This window comes from Halorubrum sp. GN12_10-3_MGM, from assembly GCF_005435235.1.
GTDB classification, from domain to species: Archaea; Halobacteriota; Halobacteria; order Halobacteriales; family Haloferacaceae; genus Halorubrum; species Halorubrum ezzemoulense.
The window spans coordinates 124,279-145,623 of the sequence record NZ_SGUB01000002.1 but is presented as its reverse complement, the minus strand read 5'-3'; the positions used below and the strand labels follow the sequence as shown (position 1 = coordinate 145,623).

Here is a 21,345-nt window from a genome sequence, read left to right as displayed (position 1 = left end):
CGAACCGCCAGCGTTATGTTCTTTAGGGCGACCTAAATAATCGTATGAGACCGCGAACCGCCGCCGCTCGACTCCGCGAGCGCCTCTCCCGGCTCCGAGCGCGCGTCCCTCGGGGGTCGCTCGCGGTCGCGGGAACCGTCCTCGTCCTCGCGATCGGCGGCGCGGTGTTGACGCAGACCCTCGACCTCGCCGCCGTCGTCGACGCGGTCGCGACCGCGGACCCGGTCTACGTCGCCGCCGCGCTCGTCGCGTACCTGTCGTCGTGGCCCGTCCGCGGCCGGCGGTACGGCGACGTGCTCGGGCCGATGGGACACCGGTGTCGCACGGCGTTCCTCACGGCGACCGTGTTCGCGAGCCAGACCGCGAACCTGATCGTCCCCGCCCGGGCCGGCGACGGGGTGCGCGCGTACCTGCTGAACGACCGCCGTGAGGTCCCCTACGCTACCGGCGTCGCATCGCTGGCGGTCGAGCGCGCCTTCGACCTGATCGCGCTCGGCGCGCTCGGCGGCGCCGCGCTCGCCGTCCGCCTCGCCGGGGGGCGGGTCGTCGCGCCCGACGGCTCCGGTCGGGTGCTCGTCGTCGCCGGGGGCACTGCGATCGCGGCCGCGCTGCTCTCGGCGCTCACCGTCGTCGTCGCTCGGAGCGACCGGCAGTTCGGTCCGGCCCTCCGCGATCGCGCTGCGGGATCCCGGCTCGCCCGGGCCGTCGACGCGGCGGTCCGGTTCGGCGCCGCCGTCCGCGTCGTCGCCGCGGACGCGGGCGCGCTCGTTCGGGTGTCGCTCGCGAGCGGCGTCGTGTGGGCGCTCGACGTCGCGACCGCTGTTTTCGTCCTCGCGGCGCTCGTGGGCGGGTTCGGCGGGGCCGTCGATCCGGTCGCGCTCGCCGTCGTCGGGACGCTTGCCGTCTCGGCCGGGAACCTCGCGAAGGTGCTGCCGCTCTCGCAGGGCGGGATCGGGCTGTACGAGGCGGCGTTCACCGGGATCGTCGTCGCCGCGACGCCGATCTCCGCCGAAGTCGCGCTCGCCGCGGCGGCCCTCGACCACGCGCTGAAGAACGCCGTCACGCTCGCCGGCGGCGGCGCCGTCGCGGCCGCGTTCGACCTGTCGCCGACGCGCGCTCCCGACGAGTCGGAGCGGGAACCCGACGCGACCGCGACGCAGCCGACGACGGACCGCTAAACTTTTAGGCCAGCCTAAAAACTAACGCGTATGACGGCTACCGCCCCGAGCGGCGACGGCTCGGATATCTGCGTCATCGTTCCGACGATCAGAGAGTACGAGTGCCTCCGCGCGTACGTCGCCAACGCCCGCGAGCACGGGTTCGACGTCTCGCGGCTCCACTTCGTCCTCGTCACCGAGGACTTCTGCGAGACCGACGAGATGCGCGCGATGCTCGACGACCTCGACGTCTCCGGCGAGGTGTTCGACGGCAGCCGCCGCGAGGAGTGGTACGAGGCCAACGGCGTCGCGGAGTACGGCCACGTCGTCCCGGCGGCGAGCCACGCCGAGACGAGCTTCGGCCTGCTGTACATGTGGGCCGACGAGTCGTTCGACTACGGCGTCTTCATCGACGACGACACGCTCCCGCACGACGACGTCGACTACTTCGGTCGACACATGGCGAACCTCGCGCTCGAGGGAGAGGTCGAGCGCGTCAGCTCCGACGAGGACTGGGTGAACGTCCTCTACGACAACGCCGACGAGCACGGCCTCTACCCGCGCGGCTACCCGTACTCGGCGATGGACGAGACCGTCGAGACCGACGCGGTCGACGTCGAGGCCGGTGAGGTTGTCGCCTCGCAGGGGCTGTGGACGAACGTCCCCGACCTCGACGCGGTCCGGATCCTGATGGACGGCGACCTGGAGGGCCAGGCGCAGACGCGGACGACCGCCGACGACTTCGGCGACGACTTCGTCGCCGCGCGCGGCAACTACCTCACCGTCTGCTCGATGAACCTCGCGTTCCGCCGCGAGGTGATCCCGGCGTTCTACCAGCTGCCGATGGACGACAACGAGTGGGACGTGGGGCGGTTCGACGACATCTGGTCGGGGCTGTTCTTAAAGCGCGCCTGCGACGTGCTCGGCAAGCGCATCTACAACGGCGACCCGCTCTGTGAACACAACAAGGCCCCGCGCTCGACGTTCGACGACCTCGCGAACGAGGTGGCCGGGCTGGAGCTGAACGAGCACGTCTGGGAGGTCGTCGACGAGGCGGGCGCCGACGCCGACTCGTACGCGGCGGTCTTCGACGCGATGGCCGACGCGCTCGCCGAGGGCGACTTCGACGAGTGGAACAACGGCGCGTTCCTCAACCACTGCGGCGAGTACATGCGCGACTGGCTCGACTGCCTCGACGCGATCCGGCGGACGCCGGCGCCCGCGGACGACTGAACCGACACGACTAAAACCATTTAGGCAAGCCTAAAACACATGACGACCCACGAATCCGACGCACGAGACGGGCGCGACGTTCGACGGCGGAAGTTCCTCGCGGCGGCCGGCGCGGTCGGCGTCGCGGGGGTCGCCGGCTGTACGGGGAGCGACGATCAAGACGGCTCCGACGGCGGCGACGGCGGACCGGCGATCGGGCAGATCGGTTCCGGTCGCGCCGGGCGCGACGCCCCCGGCGGGACGCCGATGGCGGAGATGCCGGCGCTGGAGGGCGAACTCACCGTCTACTCCGGCCGCGGCGAGTTCCTCGTCGGCGACCTCGTCGGCTACATCGACGACCTGTACGACGACCTCGACCTGACCGTTCGGTACAACAGCTCGACCGACCACGTGAACGCGATCATCAACGAGGGCGAGGGGTCGCCGGCCGACGTGTTCTACTCGGTGAACGCTGGCTCGCTCGGCGCGCTCGCCGACGCGGGACGCACGCAGGCGCTCCCCGACGACGTGACCGGGAAGGTCCGGGGGGAGTTCCACACCGAGCAGTGGGTCGGCACCTCCGGGCGCGCCCGGACGGTCCCGTACAACACCGAGTCGGTCTCCGAAGACGGGCTCCCGGACGACATCATGGCGTACCCCGACGAGTTCGAGGGCGACCTCGGCTGGGCGCCGTCGTACGGCTCCGCGCAGGCGTTCGTCACCGCGATGCGGCTGCTGGAGGGCGAGGAGGCCACCCGCGAGTGGCTCGAAGCGATGGTCGAGCGCGGCGCCGCGACGTACCCGGACGAGTTCCGCGCGTGTCAGGAGATCGCCGACGGCGAGATCGACGCCGCGTTCACCAATCACTACTACATCCAGCGCGTGCTCGACGGGAACCCGGAGGCCCCGATCGCGACCTCCTTCACGCAGGGCGACGCGGGCGCGGTGTTCAACGTCGCGGGCGCCGCGGTCGTCGACACCGCGTCGAACGCTGACCTCGCCGCGAACTTTGTCCGCCACCTGCTGTCGGCGGAGGCGCAGGACTACTTCGCGCGCTCCACCTTCGAGTACCCGCTGATTCCGGAGGTCGAGCCGATCGGCGACCTCCCGACGATCGACGAGCTCGACGTCCCGGACATCGACCTCTCGGAGCTGTCCAACCTCGAACCGACGATCGACCTCATGCGCGACGCCGGCGTCCAGATCTGAGCCGCCGCCTCACCGCCGCGTCGCGCCGCGCGCCCGTCACGCTCACAGCCTCACTCCACCGACCGTGTCAGTTCTCCCACCGTCGCTCCGTCCCCGCCGGCTCCTCGTCCACCTCCGCCAGCGACTCGAACGCGCCGACCGGGTGAGCCTCGCCGCGGCGCTCGTCGCCGTCGCCGCCGGCGCCCTGACGTTCGCGGTCGCCGTCACCGTCTTCTCGCACCACTCGGCGAACCACGACGAGGGCGTCTACCTCACGCAGGCCGCCCTCCTCCTCGACGGTCAGCTGGCGTTCCACGCCGGCTCGCTCGCCGACGCCGTCCACCCGTGGTTCTTCATCGAGGACGGCGGGCGGCTCTACCCGAAGTACAACCCCGTTCCCGCGGCGACGTTCGCCGTCTCGATGGCCCTGTTCGGCGAGCCGCGCGTGACTCTCGCGGTCGTCGCCGCCGGGAACGCCGCACTGGTGTACCTGCTCGGCTCCGCGGCCGTCGGTCGCCGGGCGGGCCTCGCCGCGGCCGTCCTCTTCGCCGCGTCGCCGATGGCGATCGCGACCTCCTCGGCGTTCCTTCCGTACGCGCCGACGACGCTCTTCAACCTGGTCTTCGCGGTCGCGTACCTCCGGAGCGTCCGGGACGAGTCCCTCCGGGCCGCGGGCGTCGCGGGCCTCGCGATCGGGGTCGCCTTCTTCGCGCGGCCGTACACGGCGGTGCTGTTCGCCGCCCCGTTCATCTGTCACGCGCTGTGGCGCGTCGCGTCGGCGACCCGGCGGTTCGGCGCCGAGTCCGCGGCGTCGACGCCGCGCGCGTTGGTCGACGCCGGCGTCCGCGGGCTCCCCGACCCGGTCCGCCGCCACGGGCTGACGGCGCTGTTCGGTACCCTGTCCGTCGGCGTCACGCTCGCGTACAACGCCCGGATGACGGGGTCCCCGCTCGTGTTCCCGTACCAGGTGTTCGCGCCGATGGACGGCCCCGGCTTCGGCGAGCGCCGGATCCTCGGCCACTCGGTCGACTACACGCTCGGGCTGGCGCTGGAGTCGAACGGGTACGCGCTCCGGGAGATCGCGACCCGCTGGTTCGCCGCCGGCCCGCTCGGAACGCTCGCGGCGCTCGTCGGCGGCGCGGTCGCGCTCCGCGGGTGGCGCGCGACCGGCGATCCGCGCGGACTCCTCTACGACCGGGCGGCCGACGACGCGTCCGGTACGCCCGGCTTCCGACGGACAGCGACGGCGCTGCTCGTCGGCGTCGCCGTCTCTGTCGTCGTCGGGAACCTCTACTTCTGGGGGACGCACAACGCGCTCGCCGACCTCTCGGACCCGACCGACGGGCTCGCGTCGCTGTTCGGCCCGTTCTATCACTTCGACCTGCTCGTCCCGCTGTCGGTGTTCGGCGGGCTGGCCGTCGCCGCCGCCGCCCGGGCGCTGTCCGCGGCCCGCGACCGGCTCGTCTCCCGCGGCGCCTCGGGGACGGTCGCCCGCGTGGCGATCGCGGTCGTCGTCGCGAGCGCGGTCGTCGTCGCGGGCGTGGCCGCGGTCGACGCGGCCGCGGATCCGATCGAGCGGAACGCCGCGGTCGACGCGAAACACGAGGCCGCGTACGCGCCGTTCGACGAGACGACCTTCGAGGACGGGCTCGTCTTCGTGCCGACGCCGTACGGCGAGTGGCAGAACCATCCGTTCCAGTACCTCCGGAACGGGCCGGGGCTCGACGGCGAGGTCGTGTACGCGCTCGACCGCGACCCGGTCGAGAACTTCGCGGTGCTGGACGCGTACCCGGACCGCACCCTGTACCGCTACGGCTATCAGGGGGTCTGGACCGCGGATCCGGAGACCCGCGTCACGCCGAAGCTGGAGCCGCTCGACCGGCGCACTGGCGCTCGGATCGACGCCGAGACGACCGTCGGCGTGCCGGACCGCGTCGCCCGCGCGCAGGTCCGCGTCGACCCGCGACGGGGCGCTCCGGGCGGTCCGGACCACGTCTCCTACACGGTGAGCGACCTCGGCGACTCGCTCGCGGTCGACTGGGCGGTGACGCCCGAGGGCGTCCGGTTGCCCGGCGCGGCGGCCGCGGGCGGCCCCGAGGCGGGCGACCCCGTGCCGTTCGACCCCGAGGGCGACGCGGTCGCCGTGACCGTGACGCTCGTCGACCCCGCCGGCGCGACGTTCACCTACCGGCAGGAGGTGACGGTTCGGGTGACGGAGGGCAGCGAGGCGGGAGCCAGCGGCGAGCGCGTCGAGGTCGTCTGGCCGCCCGAGCGCTCGACCTGTCGGCTCGTCACGGCGTGCGGGACTGAGGGGACGTACCTCCCCGACGAGCCCGACGCCCACCCCGAGTGGGTCGTCTTCGAGACGGCCGCCGAGGCGAGCGACTAATACGTCGATATCTCACACGCAGTTGCTGGTGGATCGGTGGTGACAACCTCCAAAGCCCCAGCCGCGAGGCCGCGGTACGCTCGTTGCGCTCCTGTGTCGCTCCGCTCGCTGCGGTGCTTACGTCGCCTACCGCGGCCTCGGGGCTATCCCTTTGAGTCCCGCCCCTCACAGCACCGCGCCTCACCCCTCCCCAGCCTCGTCGCTGGCACCCTCCGCTTCGCTCCGTGAGCCACCGACTCCCTCGCGCGTGCGACTCACGCCCCGCCGGCGTTCGTCGGCACGTGCCGACCCCCGCGTCTGTTTATGTATGATCGGCGCTGTCGCTCAGGGTGGTAGAAACCGTCGCCGGCGGCGGTCCACTGTGCCCACAGCGTCCGTCCGGACCGCCGTACGGCGTCGCGTCGGGGGTGAAGCGCCCTCAGAAGCGCCGCAGTTGCTCTTCGAGGCAGACGGTGACGATCGACTTCGCGATGGCGGCGCCGCCGCCGATCGGGTCGAGCTTCGTGTCGCCGAGCCGCTCGGCGTAGGCGATCGGGCGCTCGCGCACGTCGTAGCCGCGCATCAGCGGGCGGATGAGGAGTTCCGCTGAGAGGCCGGTGTTCTCCGTCCAGCCGATCTCCTCGACCACCTCGCGACGGTACGCGCGCATCCCGGTCGTGGTGTCGTGGACGCGCTCACCCATGAGCAGGCTCGCGACCGCGGCGAACGCGTGGTTCCCGAAGCGGTTGAACGCCGGCATCGCCTCCGCGCCGTGGTAGAGCCGGTCGCCGCTTACCACGTCCGCGCCGTCGTTGACCTCGGCGAGGAACTCCGGCAGCGCCTCCATGGGGTAGGTGTCGTCGCAGTCGGTCGTGACGACCACCGGTCGGTCGGGGGTCAGGATCGCCTCGCGGACGGCGACGCCGTACCCCTGCGGCTCCTGTTCGATGACCCGAGCGCCGTGCTCGCGGGCGATCTCCGGAGTGCGGTCGTCGGATCCGTCGACGCAGACGACCTCCGCCCTCCCGTCCGTGACCTCGTCGATGTCATCGAGGACCGTCCCGATCGCCTCCGCCTCGTTGTACGTCCCCATCACGACGCTGAGGTCGTCGAAGGTGTATGCCCCGCCGTCCCCCCCGTTCGCCACGCTCTCGCCTTTCTCGTCCGCCGCGCTCTCGATCTCCTCGTCCGCCGAGCCCCCGCCCTCTTCCCCGACGGTCTCCGTCACGTCGACGGCGCTCGCAGATCCGTTCGTCGCGTGTGCTGAGTCGCTCATTACCCGGATCTCCGCTCGCACCCACTTGAGTTTTTAGGTTTACCTAAAATAATGTTCGACGGCAGTCAGGTCTGCGCCGAGAGGCGGGCTTCCACGTCGTCGGCGACGCGGAGCGCGAGCGCGGCGATGGTGAGGGTGGGGTTCATCGCGCCGCTCGTCGGGAAGACGGAGCTGGAGGCGATCCAGCAGTTGTCGAGGTCGTGGGTCCGGCAGTCGGCGTCGACGACCCCCCGGTCGGGGTCGTCGCTCATCCGCGTCGTGCCCATGTGGTGGTAGGCGGGCCCGGTCGCGTCCGGCCCGGCGACCCACTGTACGTCGGCGCCGAGCTCCTCCAAGATCGCGACCTGGATCTCGTTCGCCCGCTCGATCGTGTCGAGCGCGCGCTCGCCCACGCTCCACTCGACCCGCGGCGCCGGGTCCCCGTGATCGTCGGTGCGGTCGTCGGCGAGGGCGATCCGGCTGTCGGCCCGCGGGGCCTGCTCGACGAGCCCGCCCATGGCGACGTGATTCCCGTACCCCTCGCGGAGCTGGTCGAGCAGCGGGTCACCCCAGTCGTCGCCCGACAGGGCCGTCTCGACCGGCGAGGGGCCGGCGTAGTTGAAGAACTCCAGCTTGAACGGGGCCTGCGCCTCGTCGGCCTCGTCGTAGAACTGGTCGCAGGCGCTGGTGTAGAAGCCGACGTGGTTCTGTCTGGTCGGCTCGTCGAGGGTGCCGCCCGCCCCCGCGAACAGGTGGTCCATGAAGAACTCGCCGACGTGACCGCTCCCGTTCGCGAGCCCGTCGGGGTATCGGTCCGAGGCGGAGAGGAGCAGGAGCCGCGGCGTCTCCACGCCGCCCGCGGCGACGACGAAGGCGTCGGCCGTCTGCCTGTGTTCAGCCCCGTCAGGGGTCGCGTACACCGCCGCGGTCACCCTGTCGTCGCCGTCGTGCTCCAGCGACCGCACGGACGCCCGGTCGATGACGGTCGCGCCCCGCTCCTCGGCGCGCTCGACGTGGACCGTCGCGTCGTACTTCGCGCCGCTCGGACACACCGGCTGGCAGGTGCCGTAGCCGACGCAGGGGGACCGGTCGTCGTACGGCTCGGAGTTGCGCGCGTTCGGCACGGAGTGCATGGCGATCCCGAGCGACTCGCAGGCCTCGGCGAACAGCGAGTCGCTGTAGGAGGGCTCGAACGCCGGCATCGGGTGCGGCTCCTCGCGCGGCGGCGCGTAGGGGTTGTCCGACGCGCCCGCGACGCCCAGCTCGCGCTCGGCCTCGGCGTAGTAGGGGCGGAGGTCCTCGTAGTCGATCGGCCAGTCCGGCCCGACGCCCCGCGCCGTGCCGGAGTTGAAATCGTCCTCGTGGAGCCGCATCACCATCCCCTGCCAGTGGAGCGTCGACCCGCCGACGCCCTTCACGCGGGCGTGGTTGAGCGGGTACGGGCGGTCGCCGGCGGTCTCGTGGGCGTCGCGCTCGCCGCCCACGTCCCAGACGTCCGGCCGGTCGTAGAACGGGCGGATCGCGCGCTCCTGTCTCGCGAGCCGGTCGGCGGGGTCGAATCGCGGGCCCGCGTCGAGCACGACGACCTCGCGGTCGCCCGCCAGCCGGTCGGCGACGAGCGCTCCCGCGGGGCCGGCGCCGACGACGCAGACGTCCGTGTCCGGCACGGGCGTGCGGTCGACGTCGCCGCGGGCCCGGTCGCCGGTCTGCCGGTAACGAGCGTCCCGTCCGCCGCTCGCGTCCTCCGCGCCGCTCATCGGGGCCCCTGCCGGTAGCTCTCCGCGCCGCCCGCGTGCCCCTGCGGGTTCTCGATGCCGACGAGCTCCCCGCCCGTCGGCGAGGCGTACAGCGCGAGCAGCAGCTCGTTGACGACGTAGTACCGGACTCGCTCCGCGGTCGTTCCGTCCGGGTTCTCCTCGGCCACGTCCGCGCCCATCTCCCGGAGCAGCTCGTCGCGGTCGGCGGGCGAGAGGTCGGCGACCGGCGCGCCGTACCACGACCGGGCGGCCGACTCGACCTCGGCGACCGCGGCTCGGATCCCCTCGGCGTGCGCCGACCCGTCGAGGCGGCCGTCGAGGAGGCCGTCGACGAACGCGTCCAGCCCGGAGACCGCCTCCGGGTAGACGGTCCGCGCGACCGCCGTCATCGCCTCGCGGACCGCCTCGTCGCCGGGGGTGCCGTCGCCGTCCCGCGCGGGCTCCGCCTCGGCGCCTCCCCGACCGCCGTCGCCGGTCGCCCGACGGACACCAAGCGCGACGCCGCCGGTCGCGCCGATCGCGGCCAGCGCGGCCGCCGCGTCGCGTCGCGTCAGTTCCATGGAATATTTTAGGCAGCCCTAAATTAATATATCCGTCGGAGCGCGCTCGACGCGCGATCGGAACCCCTAACGCCGGCCGCGACCACGCTCGGACAGAGACTCTGCCCCGTACAATGACCCTGCGAAACCGGCTCCGCGACCGCTTGACCGACGGCGACGACAGGCTGCCGATCGGGCTCACGCTGCTGTGCGCGGCGATCGCCGCCACGCTCGTGTTCCCGCTGGCGTGGCTCGTCATCGAGGCGATCGCCGTCGACCGCGGGCGCGCGACGGACCTCCTCTTCAGCGCCGGCACCGCGGAGGTCCTCGTCAACAGCCTCCTCTTGATGGCGGGCGTCACCGGCCTCTCGGTCGCGATCGGCGTGCCGCTCGCGTACCTCACCGCCCGGACCGACCTCCCCTTCCGTCGCTTCTGGTCGGTCGCGGCCGCCCTTCCGCTCGTCGTCCCGAGCTACGTGGGAGCCTTCTCGTTCGTCTCCGCGTTCGGCCCGCAGGGCGAGTTCCACGAGGTCCTCGCGCCGCTCGGCGTCCAGCGCGTCCCCGAGATCGGCGGCCTCTCCGGGTCGATCCTTGTCATCACGCTGTACACCTACCCGTACGTCTACCTGACGACCCGGGCCGCGCTGCTGTCGTTCGACACGACGCTGCTGGAGGCCGCCCGGACGCTGAACCACGGGCGGCTCGCGGCGTTCCGCCGCGTGACCCTCCCGACTATTCGGCCGGCGATCGCCGCCGGGTCGCTGCTCGCCGCGCTGTACGCGGTCTCGGACTTCGGGACGCCGTCGATCATGCGGCTCCCGGTGTTCACCCGCCAGATCTACGTCGAGTACAACGCGTTCGGACGCGACTACGCGGCGCTGCTGTCGCTCCAGCTGCTCGTCGTGGTGGTCCTCGTGCTTGCGCTGGAGTGGGCCGTCCGCTCGGACCGCGACACGAGCGGCGACGACGCGGGCCGCACCGACGACCGGGTGTCGCTCGGGTGGCTGCGGTGGCCGGCGACGCTGCTCCCGGCCGGCGTGTCCGCGTTTGCGCTCTTGGTCCCGCTGTGGATCCTCGGGCTGTGGCTCGTTCGCTCGGAGGCCGGCCGCCGCCCCTCGCTCGCGTTCGAGCCGATACAGGTGCTCAACTCGGTGTCCGTCTCGGCGGCCGCGGCGGTCGTCGCCGCGCTGGCCGCCCTCCCGATCGCGTACTTCGCCGCGAACCACGACTCGCCGCTCGCGGTCGTCTTCGAGCGCGCGACGTACGTCGGGTTCGCGGTGCCGGGCATCGTGTTGGCGCTCGCGCTGGTGTACTTCGGCTCCGGCTACGTCCCGTGGCTCTACCAGACGCTCCCCCTGCTGGTGTTCGCCTACGTCGTCCGCTTCCTCCCCCAGGCGGTCGGCTCGGCCCGCACGTCGATCCTCCAGGTCGACCCGCGGCTCGTCGAGGCCGGGCGGACGCTCGGGGAGTCGCCGACCGGCGCGTTCAAGCGCGTCACGTTCCCGCTCACGCGCTCGGGGATCGTCGCCGGGGCCGCGCTCGTGTTCCTCACGACGATGAAGGAGCTACCGGTCACGCTGGTGCTCCGCCCCACGGGGTTCGACACGATCGTCACGCAGATCTGGCGCGCACAGTCGACCGCGCTCTACCAGTACGCCGTGGTGCCGACGCTCATCCTCCTCCTCATCTCCGGGCTCTCGATGGTCGTCCTCCTCACGCAGGAGGGCGGCGAAGAAGGGCTGTGAGGGTCGCGGTCACCGTCCTCGGATGTGGCGGTCCGCGCCGGGTCGCCGCCACCAGATGCGGCGGTCGCCGCCGCTCCCGTCGGTCCGAGAGACCGGTCGCTCTCGATAGTGTTGAAAGAAACTAACAATACCACGGCCGTGGACTGGAGAAAAACGGGTCAGTCCGCGGCAGACGTCTGCTGTTGACGCGTCACGCGGAGCGAGCTGATCGTCGTGTAGAGGACCGCGAAGGCGACGACGACCGCCGCGCCGATGGTAAGCACCAGTCCGAGCAGTTCGAGCGTCGAGCTGCCGATGTACGAGCCCACTTCGCCGATGCCCACGGCGAGGGCGCCGACGAGCAGCATCCCGCCGAAGTACACCTTGATCTCATCGGAGTCGACGACGGCGGTCGCGGCGGAGCCGACGCGCGCGCCGAGCGCGCTCCCGAACAGCAGCGGGGCGACGATGCCGAGGCTCACGCCGCCGTCCTGTCCGTAGAGGTAGCTCCCGAGCCCGCCGGAGAAGACGATCTCGAAGAGGTCGGTCCCGACGGCGACGGGCACCGGGACGCCGATCGCGTAGATCATCGCGGGCATCCGGATGAAGCCGCCGCCTACGCCGAGGAACCCGGACAGGACGCCGGTCGAGAAGGCGACGGCCGTGATGACCCACACGGAGACGGTGACGTCGCCGCGGAGCGTCACCATCGGCGGGATCCGAACGGTCCGTTGGATCTTCTTGGCGACGTCGGGGATCTCGTACTCGTCGAGGTCCTTGTCGGCGGCCTCGTGGTCGACGCCGCCGTCGTCGTCGCCCTTGAGGGCGTCGCGCGTGACCATCGCGCCGACGCCGCCGAGGAGGACAACGTAGGCGACGCTGATGACGCCGCCGGCGAGCCCCATCGATTCGAGGTAGTAGACGCTGGCGCGCCCGGCCTCGATGCCGATGGTCGTCCCGGTGATCATGATCACCCCGAGCTTGTAGTCCACCTGCCCGAGGTCGTGGTGTTTCAGCGTCGCGATGACGGCCGTTCCGAAGACGAACGCCATCCCGCTCCCGACGGCGACGGAGGCCGGGTAGTCTAGCATTAGGAGGGCCGGGGTGACGAGGAACGACCCGCCCATGCCGAAGAACCCGAACAGCACCCCGACGACGAGGCCGAACCCGACGAACAGCGCCAACATCTCGGGGCTCGTCTCGAAGATGCCGAGGCCGCCGAGGAAGTTACCGAGCACTGGCGTCACCCCCGACCAAGAGCCGCATCAGATAGGGCCCGACGAGCCGTTCGAGGCCGCCGTACCCCACGTACAACACGAACGCTTCCAGGAGAATCGTGCCGATGAGTAGGACCGTCTCTGGGTCCCACGAGGGTATCTCTAGTCCAGCCATCTATTCGTCCTCCGGCTTCCGAACGCGGAAATTCGGTCTTGGCACATTTCTGCTCGGTGTCCACTATCCGCTTCGTGCCTATAACGGTTTTGGGCTTGATGTACAATACTATATCCCGGTAACCTCGGCGGGAGTACCGATAACTTACAGAGATAATACGGCGCCTCCGTCGGCCCGAGCGCCGGCTACGCGCTCGCGCTCGCTGAAGTATCAAACGACGAACAAAATCGTGTTGTCGCCGCCCGCCGAAGGGATCGACATGAGGGCCCTGTGCGCAACCGACCTGTCGGCCGCCAGCGAGGCGACGATCGAGAACGAGACCTGCCTCGGCTGCCTGGACCGAATCGGCGTCCGGACGGTCCACCTCGTCACGGTCGTCTCGGCGAACGTCCACCCCGGCATGCCCGGCGTCGACTTCGAGGAGCGCCGGCGGCGGGGGCTCGACAGGTACCGCGAGGTGATCGAGGCCGCGGGGTTCGACGTCGAGACGCACGTCGTTCGCGGGACCCCGTACCGCCGCCTCAACGGCATCGCGGAGACCGTTCACGCCGACCTGACGATCGTGGGTTCGCGCGGACAGAGCCCGCTGGAGAACCGGGTCGTCGGCTCGACCGCCCGCAACCTCGCCCGGACCACCGTCGTCCCGCTGCTGGTCAACCGCGTCGAGCGGGCGGCCGACGACCCCGATGTCCTCCGCGAACACCTCTTCCGGCACGTCCTCTTCGCGACAGACTTCTCTGAGCACGCCGACCGGGCGTTCGACGCCTTCTCGTACCTCCGTCGCGCGACCGAGGAGGCGACGCTCGTCCACGTCCGGTCGCCGAAGGACGACGGGCCGGACGCCGGCGGCGGTCCCGCGGAGCGGCTCGCAGAGCGGGCGAGCACGCTGGAGGGCTGGGGGATCGAGACGCGGACCGAGGTCCGCCGCGGCGACCCCGCCGAGGAGATCCTCGCCGTCGAGGCAGAGGTCACTCCGTCGACGGTCCTCGTCGGGTCGAAGGGGCGGAGCCGGATCCGGCGGCTCCTGCTGGGCAGCGTCTCGGAGGAGATCGTCACGCGGGCGACGGGCAACGTCTTCCTCGTCCCGCCGCCTCGGGCGGTTTAAGAGTAGGCGACGCCGCGGCGCGCGCCGATCACAAGACGAGCGCGGCGGCCGCGTACGCGAGCGCGAACGAGAGGCCGAACGAGCCGGCCCACGCCCCCACGGTCGTGAAGATCTTCTCCGCGTCGACGGCCTCCCGACCGCCGACGGCCGCGCCGCTCCCGATGATCGCGCTCACGACGATCTCGTTGAACGAGACCGGCACGCCGAGCAGCACGGCCAGCTGCGCGATCAGGAACGACGGGACGAGCGCCGAGATGGAGCGGCGCGGCCCGAGCGACGAGTAGTCCTGCGCCAGCGACTTTATCATCCGGGGCGCGCCGGTCCACGAGCCGACCAGCATCCCGAGCCCGCCGCCGACGAGGACGGCGGTGGCCGACACCATTCCCACCTCGTCGAGCAGTGGTAGGAGCGGTCCGACCGCGAGCCCGACCTGACTCCCGCCCGCGGAGAACGCGACGAGCGACCCGAGCGCGAGCAGCACGCGCCGCAGCCCGCCCTGCTCGTCGCGGCTCACGTCCCACCAGACGACGGCCGCGACGGCCAGCGCCGCGAGGCCGGTGATCGCGACCGCCGACGCGGTCCCGTCGAGCGACAGGGTCCGCTGTCCGAGACCGCGGACGGTCCCGGGCGCGGTCCCCTCGCCGAGGAAACTGAACCGGACGTTCACGAGGACGCTCCCAACCAGCCCGGCGAGGACCGGGACGCTGTACCGCTCGGGCGCCCCGGGTCGCGGGAGGACGCTGGCGATGGCGAACGCGATGCCGCCGCCGATGAACGGCGTCAGGAGCCAGACGGCGCCGATCTGTTGGTACTTTGCCCAGACCGGCGTCCCGCCGAGCGCGAGCCCGACGCCGATGACGGCGCCGGTCACGGTGAACGCGGTCGCGATCGGAATCCCGGTGGTGATGCCCACCGCCATCAGCCCCGCGCCCAGCACGAGCACGAGGATGACGCCGGCGACGGGCAGGCTGATCCCGCCAACGAGGCCGCTCCCGACGGCCTCAGAGACGTTCCCGCCCTGCGTGACGGCGCCGGCAAAGCCGAAGACGCCGACCAGCAGGGCCGCGCGCATCGTTCCGATGGCGTTCGCGCCGACGGCGGGCGCGAACGGGGTCGCGCCGCTCGACCCGGCGCCGATCACCCACGCCATGAACAGGCTCGCGAGCGCCGCGCCGACGGAGAGGGCGATGAGAGCGGGGTCCATGGAGCCGGTGCGTTAGTCCGCGCCCGCCGCGGCGGCGTCGCGGGCTCCGCTCCGGCTCCGCCAGTACCCCTGCGCGTACGCGCCGACGAACATTCCGCCGAGCGCCCAGAGGATGGTGACGTTACCGACCCCGAGGCTCGCGTACGCCGCGCCCGGACAGATGCCAGAGAGCCCCCAGCCGACGCCGAAGACGGCGCCGCCGACGAGGACGTTCCGGTCGAACGGCTTCAGCCGGCGCTCGTAGGGAGCGCCGGTGAGCGGCGCGGCGTCGCGGATGCGCGGCAGCAGCGCGAACGCGATCCCGGAGACGATCGCGGCCCCGAACATGACGAACGGGAGGCCGAGGTCCTCGAATGTGAGGAAGTTCAGCACGACCTCCGGCCGCGCCATGTGGCTGAACCCGAGTCCGAACCCGAAGATCAGGCCGCCGACGAAGATCAGCGGCTTGAACAGCGGATGTCGGTCCGCCATCTACGGACTCACCCCCAGCGCGGCGACGACCTGGGCGGTCCCGATCGCCACGGCGAGGAACGTCGCGACGCCGACCAGCGACGTCTTCGACGCCGATCCGACGCCGCAGACCCCGTGGCCGGACGTACACCCCTTCCCGATGCGGGTGCCGATCCCGACGAGGATCCCGCCGAAGAACAGCCGCCACGGCTGGACGTCGGTCGCCCAGAGCGTCACGCCGGCGACCTCGTACAGCGTGCCGGTCGTCCCGGGCTCGTAGAGCGGGCTCGTGACTAGCCCCGACTGGAACGTCGCGGCGAACGCGAGCCCGCCGAGGATGATGCCGGCGGTGAACACGAGCCGCCAGTCCCGCGATCCGACGTACCGCCGGAACCGGGACTGGCCGGAGACGTACGACAGCGTCGACTCCAGGAACGTGCTCGCCCCGGCCGGGATACCCGTTCCGACGTAGATGACGACGGTCCCGAGACCGACGAGCAGTCCGCCGACGGCGTACCGGCTGACCCCGTTCGGGAACAGCTCGGCGACCGCCTGCAGCAGTACTGGGTCAGCGACCATCGGCGTCGTCAGTCACCCGCGAGCGAGTCCTGACTGGCGGCGCAGTTGTTCGGCCCGAGCTCCAGGGTGAACGCCTCGTCGTCGTCGACGGCGTTCTGTCCGAGGTTCGTCGCGATGATGTCCTCGTAGTTGGCCGGGCGCGGCGGCATGTCCGAGAGGATCAGGTCGACGAACGCCTGCTCGTCCATCGTGAGCGCGTCCATCTCCTCGACGAGCTCGCCGATCGGCGCCGTGTAGGTGCCGTCGTCGGCCGCGACGGCCGCGTCGCTGAAGTGCGCGCCGCCGATGAGCGTGTCGTCGGGCAGCGTCAGCACCCGCTCCTGAAGTGACTCGTACAGCAGGCGCGCGGCGTCGGGGGCGCCCTCGTCGCCCTCCTCGAGGTCGGGGCGGGCGACGCTCTCGATGAACAGCCCGTCGCCGGTCGCGAGCAGGCTCTCGTCGACGAGGTATGAGGTCATCCCGGTCGTGTGGCCGGGAGTGTAGACGGTCTCGACGGTGGCGTCGCCGACCGCGAACGTGTCGCCGTCGGCGGCCGTGGTCAGCTCGTCGGCGTACGTGACGCCGCGGTCGACCGCGGCCTCGGGGATGACGCCTTCGACGCCCGCGGCGTCGAGGTCGCGCACGCCCGAGATGTGGTCGGCGTGGACGTGCGTGTCGAGGGCGTAGTTCAGTTCGACGCCGAGCTCGTCGGCGTCGTCGAGGTAGCGGTCGGTGAACGCCCGCAGCGGGTCGATGATCGCGGCCTCCCCGTCGTCGTAGAGGAGGTAGCCGAGGCAGCCCGAGGAGGGGCGCTGGTACTGGAGGAGCGTGCCGGCCCCGTCGTAGCGGTCGACCTCGACGGCCTCGTAGATGCTCGCCCAGCCGTTCATCCCGTCTTCGAGGTGGTCGACGTCGTAGCCGCGCTCCGTGAGCGTGCCCGCGACGTACTCGCTGGCGCCGCCCTTCGCGCAGAGGACGGTCACCTCGCGGTCGTCGGGGATCCGGTCGAGAACGTCGTCGTCGATCTCGTCTTCGAGGAACTCGAAGTACGGGACGTTGATCGACGTGACGTTCTCGCCGTCGATGCGCCACTCCTCGTAGTCCGACTGCATGCGCGCGTCGAGGATCGTGACGTCTTCGCCGGCGTCGATTCGGTCTTTGAGCGATTCCGGGTCGACGGAGTCGACGTCGACGTCCGGAGTCGGGAAGTCGTCGGCATTCATGTTTCGCAGTCGTTCATACCGGGTCGACGCACAAAAGCATTTTCATAGTATTTCCTTTTCTAAGCAATACTATATTCAATAGAATCCGGTCTGTATCTCCTACTGTTGTACTCAGGGGCTTATGCGGCGGCTAAACAGGTTTCACTTTATACAGTAGTTGGGAGAATTCCCAAGAACCGACACAGTTTTACTTCACCGGGGGGTATTGTGCGCTAGCTCCAATACAGACACCGGAGCAGATACACAATGAGTGCTGAATTCGACATCGCGGAGACGCTCGACGTGAAAGGCGCATCGTGCCCCATGCCGGTAGTGAAGACGAAGTCCGCCGTCGACGGCCTCGACGCGGGCGAGGTCCTCGAAGTGCTGGCGACCGACCCCGGAAGCATGAGCGACCTCGACGGCTGGGCCGACGGCACCGAGGGCGTCGAGCTCCTCGACCAGACGGAAGGCGACGGCGTGTACAAACACTACGTCCGCAAGACGGAGTAACGATGAGCACGGACACACCCGACGCGTCGGCCGACGACGCGCCGACCGACGACGCGCCCTCCCGCGCGGAATTGGCCGCGCGCGTCGACGAGCTCGAGGAGGCGCTCGCCGAGGCCACCGCCGACGACGGCGGCAAGAAGATGAGCATCATCGCCACCAAGGGGACGCTCGACATGGCGTACCCGCCGCTCATCCTCGCCAGCACCGCTGCCGCGTTCGGCTACGAGGTGACCGTCTTCCACACGTTCTGGGGGCTCGACATCCTCCACGAGGAGCGGTCGAAGAACCTCCAGCTCAGCTCCGTCGGCAACCCCAACATGCCCGTGCCGAACGCCGTCGCCGCGCTCCCCGGGATGGACCGCGTCACGACGAAGATGATGGAGCGCCGGATCTCGGACAACGACACCGCCACGATCGAGGAGCTCCTCGAAACGAGCCTCGACATGGGCGTGGAGTTCCAGGCCTGTCAGATGACCATCGACCTGATGGACTACGACGAGGACAACTTCTACGACGGCGTCACCACGGGCGTCGGCGCCGCCACCGCGCTTCAGGACATGGCCGAGGCGGACATCCAACTGCTCGTCTGACCGCCGCGGAACGAGCCCCCGGTTCTGTTTTGCCCGCGCCGTCGCCGGCGTCGTCGCTCCAGACACCCTCGATACAACGCAAAAACCACTAGTGACCACGACCGACTCCGCCCGCTCGCGCCGCGGAACGGCGCGTCGCCCCCGCTAGTGCGATCCCTCGCTCCGCTCGCGCCCGGCGCGCTCGCGGCCGATCGCGCCCGCCACCGCCAGCAGGTAGCCCAGCCCGTACTGGACGTCCGGGTCGCGCACCCTGCGGATCAGCCCGACGGCCCCGACCCGATCCGGCGGGTCGCGCTCCGCCTCGCCGACCCCCTTCAGCAGCGTCTCGACGCCCTCGCGGGTGTCGTCGTCGGCCGCGGTCTGCGCCACCTCGCCGAGCGCGGCGCCGGTCCCGGCCAGCGACGCGACCATCTCGTCGTCGAGGGCCGCGGTCGCCAGCGACCCGACCTCCGCGACCTCGGCCAGCTCGTCGAGCGTGCCGCTCCGCTGGAGCGTGAGCAGCGTGTCGAGCGCCTCCCGCAGCTCGTCGCCGTTCTCGCCGACCGCCTCGGCCAGCGCCACGGTCTCGTCGGTCGCCAGGCCGTCGGCGGACTCCGCGAGCGTCGACCCCGTGGCCGAGAGCTCGCGGACCATCTCGTCTGAGAGCGCGCCCTCGCCCAGCGAGAGCACGTCCAACAGCTCGTTGACCGCGTCGAGCCGCTCGACGAGCTCGGCGACCGCCTCCGGGTTCTCCGCGATGGCCGCTTCGAGGTCGTCCGGCTCGGGTTCGTGCGTCTCGGACATGGTCAGAGCAACCCTCGCGCGGTGAGCCAGTAGGACTCGTTGTACGCCAGCTTCGACCAGTGGAGCTTCTCCGAGGGCGGCGCGGGCGACGGCGGGCGCTCGTAGTCGAACTCGACGAACGAGGCGGCGTCCATCCCGGTCTCGATGAAGCACAGGGTCTTCCCGTCGTACGTCGCCGTCGCGGGGCGGCCTCGGACCTCGCTGGCGAGGCGCTGGCCGACGACGCCGGCCTGGTAGTGCGCGACGCTGCCCGCGTTCGGGACGCCCGTGTCGGCGGTGTCGCCGAGCGCGTAGACGTTGTTCGCGGCCGCCGCCTCTAGCGTGTGCTTGTCCACGTCGACCCAGCCGTCGTCGCCGAGGCCGGCCTCCTCGATCAGGTCGACGCCGCCGTGAGGCGGAATCGAGACGAGGAGGTCGTAGTCGAGCTCGGTCCCCTCCATCGACGTGACGGTCTCCGCGTCGGGGTCGACAGACTCGGCGTTGAAGAACGTCTCCACGTTGATGTCCCGGTCCTCCATGATGGGACGGGCCCACTCGGCGATGTGGGGATTCCCGTGAACGCGCTGGATCGGGTACGTGTAGGTGACCTCGACGTCCTCGCGCAGGCCGCGCTCGCGGAACCAGTCGTCGGTCATGAAGACGAACTCCAGCGGCGCCGCGGGACACATGTGGGGCGTACCGATGACGCTCAAGACGAGCTCGCCCTCGGTGAACTCCAGCAGCTCCTCTCGGAGGGCCGTCGCGCCCGACTCGCTGTAGTAGTCGTGTCCGCCCTCGACGAGCCCGGGGATCTGCTCGGGCTCCAGCGTCGACCCGGTCGCCAGCACGAGGTGGTCGTACTCCATCGACGGCGCGGTACCGTCGAACCGGAGCGTCTGCGAATCCGTGTCGATCTCGGACACGCGGTCGATCCGGAGGTCGACCGCGTCGTCGACCAGCTCGTCGAGCGCGCGGCGACCGTCCGCCGGTTCGCGCTTGCCGAACGGCACGTACAGCCAGACCGGCTTGTACACGTGGTCGGGGCCGTCGTTGATCAGGGTGACCTCCACGTCGCCGGCGTCGAGCTCCGGACCGAGCCGGTCGGCGAGGTCGTTGGCGAGCACCGATCCGCCGGTCCCGCCGCCCACGATGACGATGCGTTCGGTCATGCTTTCTCCACGTAGAACGCGTTGTGCTCGTCGAGCTCTTCGACGGCGAGCAGTTCGTTGCCGGCCTCATCGGCCCACTCGGGAACGTCGGTGAGCGACCCGTCGCTGTCGCTCAGGAGCCGGACCACGTCGCCCGACTCCGCGCTCCGGATCGCTCCGATGAGGTCCATCAGGGGACCGGGGCACGCTGCGCCTCTGGCGTCGACGGTTTCTTCGGGTTCGATGTCGGTCATGGGGGTCTCACACCAGACAGTTACGCGCGTGGCGTATTAGTCTTGTGCGCTCATTCCACAATCTAAAATCCTCGTGTTCGGCGCGGATCGGTCAGCGTCGGCGGCAGTCGGGGCGTCGCTGACGGTTGGGGCGTCGGCGGCGCTACCGGTCGAACACGACCGCGTAGTGGTACGGCGGCAGATCGACCCGCCGGTCGAGTTCGAACGGCGCCGCCCCCCGGACGGCCTCCGCCGTTTCCTCGGGGTCCATCCGGAGCCCCGTCGGCGGTCCCCGGGGCTCCCCCCCGACGGTCGTCGCTTCGCGCGGCCGGTCGTGCCAGTTGACGACGACCAGGCTGCCGCCGGGCGCGACCGCTCGGAACGTCTCCTCGACGAACTCGGCGCGGTCGTCGACGCCGTAGAAGGTGTTCGCCACGACGAGCACGTCGACCGGCTCCGGGAGGACACCGGTCAGGTCCCGGGCGTCGCCGTGGACCGGGACGACGTTCCCGATCGCCTGTCGCCCGGCGAGCGCGTCGAGCTCGTCGAGCAGCGCCTCGTCCAAGTCGACGGCGTACACGGGCGCGGGCTCGGTGATGCGGGCGGCCGGGAGCGCGAAGTAGCCGCTCCCGCAGCCGACCTCGGCCACCGACAGGCCGGGCTCGACCCCGAGCTGCCGGAGCGTCGCGCCCGGCGTCGGCCAGAGCTTCCCCCACCAGTCCCAGTCGGGCTGGCCGGTGTTCTGGAACCGCTCCATCGTCAGCGGGGGCCCGACGCGCCGGCTCCCGTTCCGTCCGCCGGAAGGCGGCGTCCGTCGCTCCCGCCGCCCGCGAACCCGTATCCGCCGCTCACGGACCCGTCGTCGGCCCCCCGAGGCGGCTCGCTCGTCGCATCGGTCTTGTCCTTCATACCCATACGTGAACCAGTCCGCTATCTAAGTCTTTCTCGACCGTCGCCGATCGGCGTGCCCGAGTCGCCCCGCTCGTCC

The 21,345-nt window shown here is 70.9% G+C and carries 22 protein-coding genes; 8 read left to right on the top strand and 14 right to left on the bottom strand.

Annotation, left to right across the window (positions count from 1 at the left end; translation table 11 throughout):
- The first annotated feature begins 44 nt into the window (after positions 1-44).
- The 4 genes from EXE47_RS02380 to EXE47_RS02365 all read left to right on the top strand — a co-directional run bounded on the left by EXE47_RS02380 (position 45) and on the right by EXE47_RS02365 (position 5,946).
- Entirely contained in the window at positions 45-1,178 is a 1,134-nt protein-coding gene (locus EXE47_RS02380) for a lysylphosphatidylglycerol synthase transmembrane domain-containing protein (protein ID WP_089308661.1), read from the top strand.
- Between the two features lie 30 nt (positions 1,179-1,208).
- On the top strand, positions 1,209-2,390 hold the full coding sequence (locus EXE47_RS02375; RefSeq protein ID WP_089308660.1) for an alpha-1 4-glucan-protein synthase: 1,182 nt from the start codon (positions 1,209-1,211) through the stop codon (positions 2,388-2,390).
- Between the two features lie 39 nt (positions 2,391-2,429).
- Positions 2,430-3,578, top strand: coding sequence for an extracellular solute-binding protein (locus EXE47_RS02370; protein WP_049932273.1), 1,149 nt, complete (start codon positions 2,430-2,432; stop codon positions 3,576-3,578).
- A gap of 64 nt (positions 3,579-3,642) precedes the next feature.
- Positions 3,643-5,946 carry a glycosyltransferase family 39 protein gene (locus EXE47_RS02365; protein WP_089308659.1) on the top strand — a complete coding sequence of 768 codons (2,304 nt, stop codon included), beginning with the start codon at positions 3,643-3,645 and terminating at the stop codon, positions 5,944-5,946.
- Positions 5,947-6,364: 418 nt separating this feature from the next.
- Here the strand turns inward: EXE47_RS02365 and EXE47_RS02360 are convergent, their stop codons facing one another.
- From EXE47_RS02360 to EXE47_RS02350, 3 genes are all read right to left on the bottom strand, one after another.
- Entirely contained in the window at positions 6,365-7,018 is a 654-nt protein-coding gene (locus tag EXE47_RS02360) for a dolichyl-phosphate hexose transferase (RefSeq protein WP_233125185.1), read from the bottom strand.
- A gap of 248 nt (positions 7,019-7,266) precedes the next feature.
- The gene (locus tag EXE47_RS02355) at positions 7,267-8,937 is read right to left on the bottom strand and encodes a GMC family oxidoreductase (protein ID WP_086216158.1); all 1,671 of its coding nucleotides are present in this window, start codon (positions 8,935-8,937) and stop codon (positions 7,267-7,269) included.
- Positions 8,934-9,497: a gluconate 2-dehydrogenase subunit 3 family protein gene (locus EXE47_RS02350; protein WP_086216159.1), complete on the bottom strand. Its 564-nt coding sequence runs from the start codon at positions 9,495-9,497 to the stop codon at positions 8,934-8,936. Before EXE47_RS02350 ends, EXE47_RS02355 begins: the two co-directional genes overlap by 4 nt.
- Before the next feature lie 113 nt (positions 9,498-9,610).
- Between EXE47_RS02350 and EXE47_RS02345 the strand changes: the two genes are divergently transcribed.
- Positions 9,611-11,221, top strand: coding sequence for an iron ABC transporter permease (locus EXE47_RS02345; RefSeq protein WP_049932282.1), 1,611 nt, complete (start codon positions 9,611-9,613; stop codon positions 11,219-11,221).
- A gap of 158 nt (positions 11,222-11,379) precedes the next feature.
- Here EXE47_RS02345 and EXE47_RS02340 read toward each other — a convergent pair whose 3' ends face one another.
- Both EXE47_RS02340 and EXE47_RS18625 read right to left on the bottom strand, forming a co-directional pair.
- Positions 11,380-12,438 carry a sulfite exporter TauE/SafE family protein gene (locus tag EXE47_RS02340; RefSeq protein WP_394334817.1) on the bottom strand — a complete coding sequence of 353 codons (1,059 nt, stop codon included), beginning with the start codon at positions 12,436-12,438 and terminating at the stop codon, positions 11,380-11,382.
- On the bottom strand, positions 12,428-12,592 hold the full coding sequence (locus EXE47_RS18625; RefSeq protein ID WP_167373091.1) for a hypothetical protein: 165 nt from the start codon (positions 12,590-12,592) through the stop codon (positions 12,428-12,430). Before EXE47_RS18625 ends, EXE47_RS02340 begins: the two co-directional genes overlap by 11 nt.
- 259 nt (positions 12,593-12,851) lie before the next feature.
- Between EXE47_RS18625 and EXE47_RS02335 the strand changes: the two genes are divergently transcribed.
- Positions 12,852-13,697 carry a universal stress protein gene (locus EXE47_RS02335; RefSeq protein ID WP_049932286.1) on the top strand — a complete coding sequence of 282 codons (846 nt, stop codon included), beginning with the start codon at positions 12,852-12,854 and terminating at the stop codon, positions 13,695-13,697.
- 28 nt (positions 13,698-13,725) lie between these two features.
- Here EXE47_RS02335 and EXE47_RS02330 read toward each other — a convergent pair whose 3' ends face one another.
- From EXE47_RS02330 to EXE47_RS02315, 4 genes are read right to left on the bottom strand one after another with little or no spacing between them, the layout of a single operon-like run.
- Positions 13,726-14,901, bottom strand: a complete 1,176-nt coding sequence (locus EXE47_RS02330; protein ID WP_089308658.1) for an inorganic phosphate transporter — start codon at positions 14,899-14,901, stop codon at positions 13,726-13,728.
- 12 nt (positions 14,902-14,913) lie between these two features.
- Positions 14,914-15,372, bottom strand: coding sequence for a YeeE/YedE family protein (locus tag EXE47_RS02325; RefSeq protein WP_049932289.1), 459 nt, complete (start codon positions 15,370-15,372; stop codon positions 14,914-14,916).
- Positions 15,373-15,930, bottom strand: coding sequence for a YeeE/YedE family protein (locus tag EXE47_RS02320; RefSeq protein WP_049932290.1), 558 nt, complete (start codon positions 15,928-15,930; stop codon positions 15,373-15,375).
- An 8-nt stretch (positions 15,931-15,938) separates the two neighbouring features.
- Positions 15,939-17,132, bottom strand: coding sequence for an MBL fold metallo-hydrolase (locus tag EXE47_RS02315; RefSeq protein WP_049932291.1), 1,194 nt, complete (start codon positions 17,130-17,132; stop codon positions 15,939-15,941).
- A 246-nt stretch (positions 17,133-17,378) separates the two neighbouring features.
- Here EXE47_RS02315 and EXE47_RS02310 point away from each other — a divergent pair, with 246 nt between their 5' ends.
- Both EXE47_RS02310 and EXE47_RS02305 read left to right on the top strand, forming a co-directional pair.
- Positions 17,379-17,624 (top strand): sulfurtransferase TusA family protein, encoded by a 246-nt coding sequence (locus EXE47_RS02310; protein WP_089308657.1) that lies wholly within the window; start codon positions 17,379-17,381, stop codon positions 17,622-17,624.
- A 2-nt stretch (positions 17,625-17,626) separates the two neighbouring features.
- Complete coding sequence (locus EXE47_RS02305) at positions 17,627-18,214, top strand: DsrE/DsrF/DrsH-like family protein (RefSeq protein WP_086220080.1); 588 nt, start codon at positions 17,627-17,629, stop codon at positions 18,212-18,214.
- Between the two features lie 144 nt (positions 18,215-18,358).
- Here the strand turns inward: EXE47_RS02305 and EXE47_RS02300 are convergent, their stop codons facing one another.
- The 5 genes from EXE47_RS02300 to EXE47_RS18380 all read right to left on the bottom strand — a co-directional run bounded on the left by EXE47_RS02300 (position 18,359) and on the right by EXE47_RS18380 (position 21,266).
- Positions 18,359-18,997, bottom strand: coding sequence for a DUF1641 domain-containing protein (locus EXE47_RS02300; protein ID WP_089308656.1), 639 nt, complete (start codon positions 18,995-18,997; stop codon positions 18,359-18,361).
- Between the two features lie 2 nt (positions 18,998-18,999).
- The gene (locus tag EXE47_RS02295) at positions 19,000-20,145 is read right to left on the bottom strand and encodes an NAD(P)/FAD-dependent oxidoreductase (protein WP_086216165.1); all 1,146 of its coding nucleotides are present in this window, start codon (positions 20,143-20,145) and stop codon (positions 19,000-19,002) included.
- Entirely contained in the window at positions 20,142-20,378 is a 237-nt protein-coding gene (locus EXE47_RS02290; protein ID WP_086216166.1) for a sulfurtransferase TusA family protein, read from the bottom strand. The genes EXE47_RS02295 and EXE47_RS02290 overlap by 4 nt, the downstream gene beginning before the upstream one ends.
- Positions 20,379-20,520: 142 nt before the next feature.
- Positions 20,521-21,114, bottom strand: coding sequence for a class I SAM-dependent methyltransferase (locus EXE47_RS02285; RefSeq protein WP_089308654.1), 594 nt, complete (start codon positions 21,112-21,114; stop codon positions 20,521-20,523).
- 2 nt (positions 21,115-21,116) lie between these two features.
- Entirely contained in the window at positions 21,117-21,266 is a 150-nt protein-coding gene (locus tag EXE47_RS18380) for a hypothetical protein (protein WP_155120043.1), read from the bottom strand.
- Positions 21,267-21,345: the final 79 nt, after the last annotated feature.